Origin of the sequence: Candidatus Ishikawaella capsulata Mpkobe, from assembly GCF_000828515.1 — a bacterium.
GTDB classification, from domain to species: domain Bacteria; phylum Pseudomonadota; class Gammaproteobacteria; order Enterobacterales; family Enterobacteriaceae; genus Ishikawella; species Ishikawella capsulata.
On record NZ_AP010872.1, the window covers coordinates 26,351 to 32,500 of the forward strand.

The following is a 6,150-nucleotide window of genomic DNA, read 5'->3' on the forward strand; positions in this document are numbered from 1 at the left end:
CATTAGAATAATTAGTTTTTATAAAAACCATTTTATATTATGTAGCATATAATATAAAATTGTTCTAATTTATGAGAGATAAATTTTGTTAAATACTCTAATTGTTGGTGCGAGTGGTTATACTGGTATAGAACTAGCAGTATATTTAAATCGTCATCCACACATAAATATCGCTGGATTAGTAATATCGTCACATAGTCCAGATATTGGAAAAAAAATTTCTGATATTCATAAGCATTTAAAATCTATTATAGATATAGAGCTGGAACCAATAAGAGATCCATTAGATTATGGAGGAGATATTGATGTAGTTTTTTTAGCTACTTCACATATGGTAAGTCATAATTTAGCACCAAAATTTTTAGAAGTTGGGTGTATAGTATTTGATTTATCGGGAGCCTTCCGTGTAAATGATGTAGAATTTTACAAAAAATATTATAATTTTACTCATCGTTATAAACATTACTTAGATAAAGCTGTATATGGTTTAGCTGAATGGCAAAAAGAAAAAATTAAAACAGCCCAATTGATTTCTGTACCAGGTTGTTATCCTACAATTTCTCACTTAGCATTAAAACCTTTAGTTAAAGAAGATGTATTAGATAAATCACAATGGCCAGTAATTAATGCTATTAGTGGAGTTAGTGGTATTGGACGTAAAGCCATTATTGATAATTCTTTTTGTGAAGTTAGTTTGCAACCTTATGGAATATTTCATCATCGTCATCATCGTGAAATAGTTAATTTTCTTGGTATACCAGTAATTTTTATTCCTTATGTTTGTAATTTTCAACGTGGTATTTTAGCCACAGTTACCTGTCTTTTAAAGAAAGGCATAAAAGAAGAGCAGATTCTTAATATTTATCAAAAATATTATAATGATAAACCATTGATTAGACTTTATAAAAAGGATATACCTGCAATTAAATCAGTTGTAGGTTTACCATTTTGTGATATTGGGTTTGCGGTGAAACATCAACATTTAATTGTAACAGTAGCAGAAGACAATCTATTAAAGGGTGCATCTTCACAAGCAATTCAATGTTTAAATATTCGTTTTAGTTTTATAGAAACCTTATCACTCATTTAATGGAATAAACAGCATATGATGAATCCTTTAGTTATTAAGCTGGGAGGTACTATACTAACCAATAATGAAGCTAGGGACAATTTATTTCGTGTATTATCATCTTACCTCTTGGCATTTGATCGTCCAATAGTAATTATTCATGGAGGTGGATGTTTAATAGATGAAATGATGAACACATTGAACTTACCCATAACAAAAAAAAATGGTTTACGTTATACTCCTACCGATCAAATTGATTTAGTAACAGGCATATTAGCAGGAACTGCTAATAAAAAATTATTGGCATGTGCTAAAAAACAAAATATTAATAACGTGGTTGGTCTATGTTTAGGTGATGGTACAATAGCACATGTTATACAGTTAAATGAAGAGTTAGGAAATGTAGGTAAAATAAGAGCCAATAATCCCGGTTTATTAAATACTCTACTAAGTTCAAGTTATTTAGTAATAATGAGTTCTATAGCCATTACAGCAGATGGTGCTCTTATAAATGTTAATGCGGATCAAGCAGCTACTATTTTAGCAACTATGTTAAATGCTGATTTAATTTTCCTATCAGATGTTAGTGGTATTCTTGATGCTAAAGGAACTATCATTAAAGAAATTAATAGCATAAAAGCTAGAGAACTAATACACAAAGGTGTTATTAGTAATGGTATGATAGTAAAAATAAATGCTGCTCTACAAGCTGCACAACTTTTAAAAAGATCTGTTCACATATCAAGTTGGCATTATAAAGAAAAATTAATAGACTTGTTTAATGGTATACCAATTGGCACTAAAATTTTATTATAAAAATAAAAATTAGATTTCAAGGTTATTAAAATGCAAAAAAGTAATGTCAATAAAGTTGTTTTAGCTTATTCTGGTGGTTTAGATACTTCGGTAATTATTCCTTGGTTAAAAGAGAATTATACTTCTTGCAAAGTAGTGGCTTTTATAGCAGATATTGGTCAGCAGCTAAATGATATTAACGAAATTAAAATCAAAGCAAAACAATTAGGAGCTGATGAGTGTTATGTCATAGATATAAAAGAAGAATTTGTAAGTGATTATATTTATCCAATGTTAAAAACTGGAGCTATTTATGAAAACAGTTATCTTCTTGGTACAGCTATAGCACGTCCAATAATTGCTAAAACACAAGTAGATTTAGCATTGAGAATTGGAGCGGATGCACTTTGTCATGGTGCGACCGGGAAAGGAAATGATCAAGTGAGATTTGAAAGTACTTATGCTGCATTAGCACCACAATTGCATATAATTGCTCCCTGGCGAGAATGGAAATTAAAATCACGCAAAGAATTGCTCAATTATCTTAAAAAATTGGGTATTTCGTCTAATGCTTCTACAGAAAAAATTTATAGTAAAGATGAAAATGTTTGGCATATTTCAACAGAAGGTGGAATTTTGGAAGATCCTTGGAATATAGCAACTAAAGAATGCTGGACTTGGACTTTAGATCCCTTAGATGCTCCAGATCAACCAGAAAATATTACTATAAAGATAAATCAAGGTGGAATAATAAGTGTTAATGGTGAAAATTTAAATCCGTATCAATGTTTACATAATTTAAATGTATTAGGAGCTAAACATGGTGTAGGACGTATAGATATTGTGGAAAATCGTTTAATAGGTATTAAATCTCGAGGCTGTTATGAAACTCCAGGTGGGACAATCATGATGACGGCATTACGTGCTGTAGAACAACTAGTTATGGATCGAGATAGTCTAAAATTACGTGATTATTTAGCTAAAGAAATGTCTTACCTAATTTATGATGGCAAGTGGTTCACTCCTACAAGTAAATCTATACAGAGTGCTGCTTTATCATTAGCGGAAGATATAAATGGTGAAATAACTATCCAACTGTATAAAGGACAATCAAAAGCGATTCAAAAAAAATCTGGTAATAGTTTATATTCTAGGGAATTTGCAACATTTGGAGAAGATACAGTATATGATCAAGGTGATGCAGAAGGTTTTATTCGTTTATACTCTCTTCCTTCACGTATACGTGCCTTAAAAAATAAATTCAATTAAATAATTATTTTTATATTAATTCTAATATGGAGTATTATTAATGGTACTTTGGGGAGGACGCTTTACTAATGCAATAAACCAAAATTTTAAAAAATTTAATAGTTCGTTAAGTTTCGATTATATTTTAGCGGAACATGATATAGTTGGCTCAATTGCATGGTCTAAAGCATTAGCAACAGTTAATATTCTGAATAAAGATGAGCAAGAAATAATCGAAAAAGCCTTACATGAAATATTAAATGAGATACACCTGTATCCGAATAAAATTCTAGATAGCGAAGAGGAAGATATTCATAGTTGGATTGAAAATAGATTAATTTCCAGAGTAGGAATTTTAGGTAAAAAAATTCACACTGGACGTAGTCGTAATGATCAAGTAACTACTGATTTAAAACTATGGTGTAAATCTCAAATACATTTAATTTTAGATGCTATACATAGGTTTCAAAATTCACTAGTTCTTGCTGCAGAAATTAATCAACATGTAATTATGCCAGGTTACACTCATCTACAACATGCTCAACCAATAACTTTTGCTCATTGGTGTTTGGCTTATTTTGAAATGTTGATAAGAGACCAAAAACGATTAAATGATACTCTATCTCGTTTGCAAATTAGTCCACTAGGTTGTGGAGCTTTAGCAGGAACGGCTTATGATATCGATCGCGACCAATTAGCTAAGTCTTTAGGATTCTCATCGGCAAGTGGTAATAGCTTAGATACGGTATCTGATAGAGATTATGTATTAGAATTACTTTCTAATGCAGCAATTGGTATGATACATCTTTCGAGATTTGCGGAAGATCTAATTTTTTTTAATACTGAAGAAGCAGCTTTTATAGAATTATCTGATCAAGTCACTTCTGGTTCTTCTCTTATGCCTCAGAAAAAAAATCCTGATTCTCTAGAACTAATCCGTGGTAAATGTGGTCGTGTACAAGGTGCATTAATGTCGATGATGGTAACTATGAAAGGATTACCACTTTCTTATAATAAAGATATGCAGGAAGATAAAGAAGGACTTTTTGATGCTACAAACACGTGGATAAATTGCATTGATATATCAACTTTAATAATGGATACTCTAAAAGTGAAAATTAACAGATGCGAGGAAGTAGTAACACGTGGATATAGTAATGCGACAGAATTAGCTGATTATTTGGTTAAAAAAGGTATGACTTTTCGTGAATCTCATACTATCGTAGGAAAAATAATATTAGAAGCCATCAAAGATAATACAAAATTACAAGAAATGAGTTTAGCTAAAATGCAAAAATTTAGCTGTCTTATTGATAAGGATGTATATTCTATTTTAGAATTAGATTCTTGTATAAAAAAAAGAAATGCAAAAGGAGGAGTATCATTCGAGCAAATTTCTTTTGCTATCAAACAAGCTAAAAAACATCTAGATGTATATCATAAGTAGTATATGTTATGTAATAATCGTATGAATATATTATTTACTAAAGAGTATATATAGCACCTTAAAAGCAAAAATTTTAATCTTTCTGGTGCGCTACTGCCAGTTTGGGACTTGATTCAGATATTAGAGGTTTATCTATATATAAAAAATTAAGATATTGTAATGAAATATTTATTCAGGTATTTGCTTATCGATAAAAAGACGCGGAAGATTTTATTAAGATAACAACATATATTATCTAAGTGGTGCATCAACAATATCTTTTAGGTTTAAGCATGTAGCACTGTGAGTTTCATTACCTGCTTTAAGAAGACAATTTTCTCCTATTATTGGCTTAATGCTGAAGATCAAATCTGCAATTCGTTTGATACGAAATAGTATTATCGATCTTTTAGCTAAACCTAATACAGTAAATTATGATTATACAAAACAATTAATAAAAAAATTTTTATATAATATTCATACATATAGGTACTATAGATCTAGTAATGATAGTATAAAAATTACTTTACAATAAATATTCAACATAATTAAACAACGTATAAAAAGAAATGGTTCTTCGAATACTATAGTATTAGGTGCCCCACCATTTTCATTTGTATCAAATGATACTATATGATATTTTTACTCAAGGTCATACACCTATACACTATTAATATAATCAGCTAATGGCACATATAATTGCATCATTAATAAACGATAAATTAGCCTTTTTTAATAAATCTGGACGATCCTAAATTTTTTATATTTCCATTAATATGAAAAGTGAACAGTTAACACCTATTTTGTACAGTTATGGTTTTCCCAATTTGATAAATCATCTATTAAGATAAGTAAGTCTTTATTTATAAACAATATATCGAATAATAAGGTTGCTTTTATTTAAAATAGTAGATATAATAGTATTTTTATGTAATAGATTTTAAAAAAATGTTCTTTAACAATTTATCAAGTAATTTGTGTGAGTACTTATAGATTGATATTCAAGCCATAAAGAGATCAAATCTCTGTGAGATATAACGTGTAATCAAATTATTTGTTACATGTTTTCGCATAAATATGTGCCTTATAAAAAAACAAAACATCTTTCAAAAATTGAAGAGTTTGATCATGGCTCAGATTGAACGCTAGCGGCAAGCTTAACACATGCAAGTCGAACGGTAACAGAAAAAAGCTTGCTTTTTTGCTGACGAGTGGCGGACGGGTGAGTAATGTCTGGGGATCTACCTAATGGCGGGGGATAACTACTGGAAACGGTAGCTAATACCGCATAATGTTGTAAAACCAAAGTGGGGGACCTTATGGCCTCACACCATTAGATGAACCTAGATGGGATTAGCTTGTAGGTGGGGTAAAGGCTCACCTAGGCAACGATCCCTAGCTGGTCTGAGAGGATGACCAGCCACACTGGAACTGAGATACGGTCCAGACTCCTACGGGAGGCAGCAGTGGGGAATCTTGCACAATGGGCGCAAGCCTGATGCAGCTATGTCGCGTGTATGAAGAAGGCCTTAGGGTTGTAAAGTACTTTCATCGGGGAAGAAGGATATGAGCCTAATATTCTCATATATTGACGTTACCTGCAGAAGAAGCA

General features: G+C 30.9%; 4 protein-coding genes and 1 rRNA gene (1 of these 5 running past the window's edge). All 5 read left to right on the forward strand.

Annotation, left to right across the window (positions count from 1 at the left end):
- Window positions 1-85 precede the first annotated feature (85 nt).
- Window positions 86-1,090 (forward strand): N-acetyl-gamma-glutamyl-phosphate reductase, encoded by a 1,005-nt coding sequence (gene argC / locus ICMP_RS00120; protein WP_041068590.1) that lies wholly within the window; start codon window positions 86-88, stop codon window positions 1,088-1,090.
- A gap of 15 nt (window positions 1,091-1,105) precedes the next feature.
- Complete coding sequence (gene argB, locus ICMP_RS00125) at window positions 1,106-1,885, forward strand: acetylglutamate kinase (protein ID WP_084121296.1); 780 nt, start codon at window positions 1,106-1,108, stop codon at window positions 1,883-1,885.
- Window positions 1,886-1,915: 30 nt separating this feature from the next.
- Complete coding sequence (locus ICMP_RS00130) at window positions 1,916-3,133, forward strand: argininosuccinate synthase (RefSeq protein WP_041068592.1); 1,218 nt, start codon at window positions 1,916-1,918, stop codon at window positions 3,131-3,133.
- Window positions 3,134-3,173: 40 nt separating this feature from the next.
- Complete coding sequence (gene argH, locus ICMP_RS00135; protein WP_041068593.1) at window positions 3,174-4,559, forward strand: argininosuccinate lyase; 1,386 nt, start codon at window positions 3,174-3,176, stop codon at window positions 4,557-4,559.
- Between the two features lie 1,089 nt (window positions 4,560-5,648).
- Window positions 5,649-6,150, forward strand: a 16S ribosomal RNA gene (locus tag ICMP_RS00140) (it continues 1,037 nt past the right edge of the window).

What these genes read in the sequence shown, in the direction of transcription:
- argB (WP_084121296.1), top strand. Translation starts at nt 1,106, where the DNA reads ATGATGAATCCTTTAGTTATTAAGCTGGGAGGTACTATACTAACCAAT.
- ICMP_RS00130 (WP_041068592.1), top strand. Translation starts at nt 1,916, where the DNA reads ATGCAAAAAAGTAATGTCAATAAAGTTGTTTTAGCTTATTCTGGTGGT.
- argH (WP_041068593.1), top strand. Translation starts at nt 3,174, where the DNA reads ATGGTACTTTGGGGAGGACGCTTTACTAATGCAATAAACCAAAATTTT.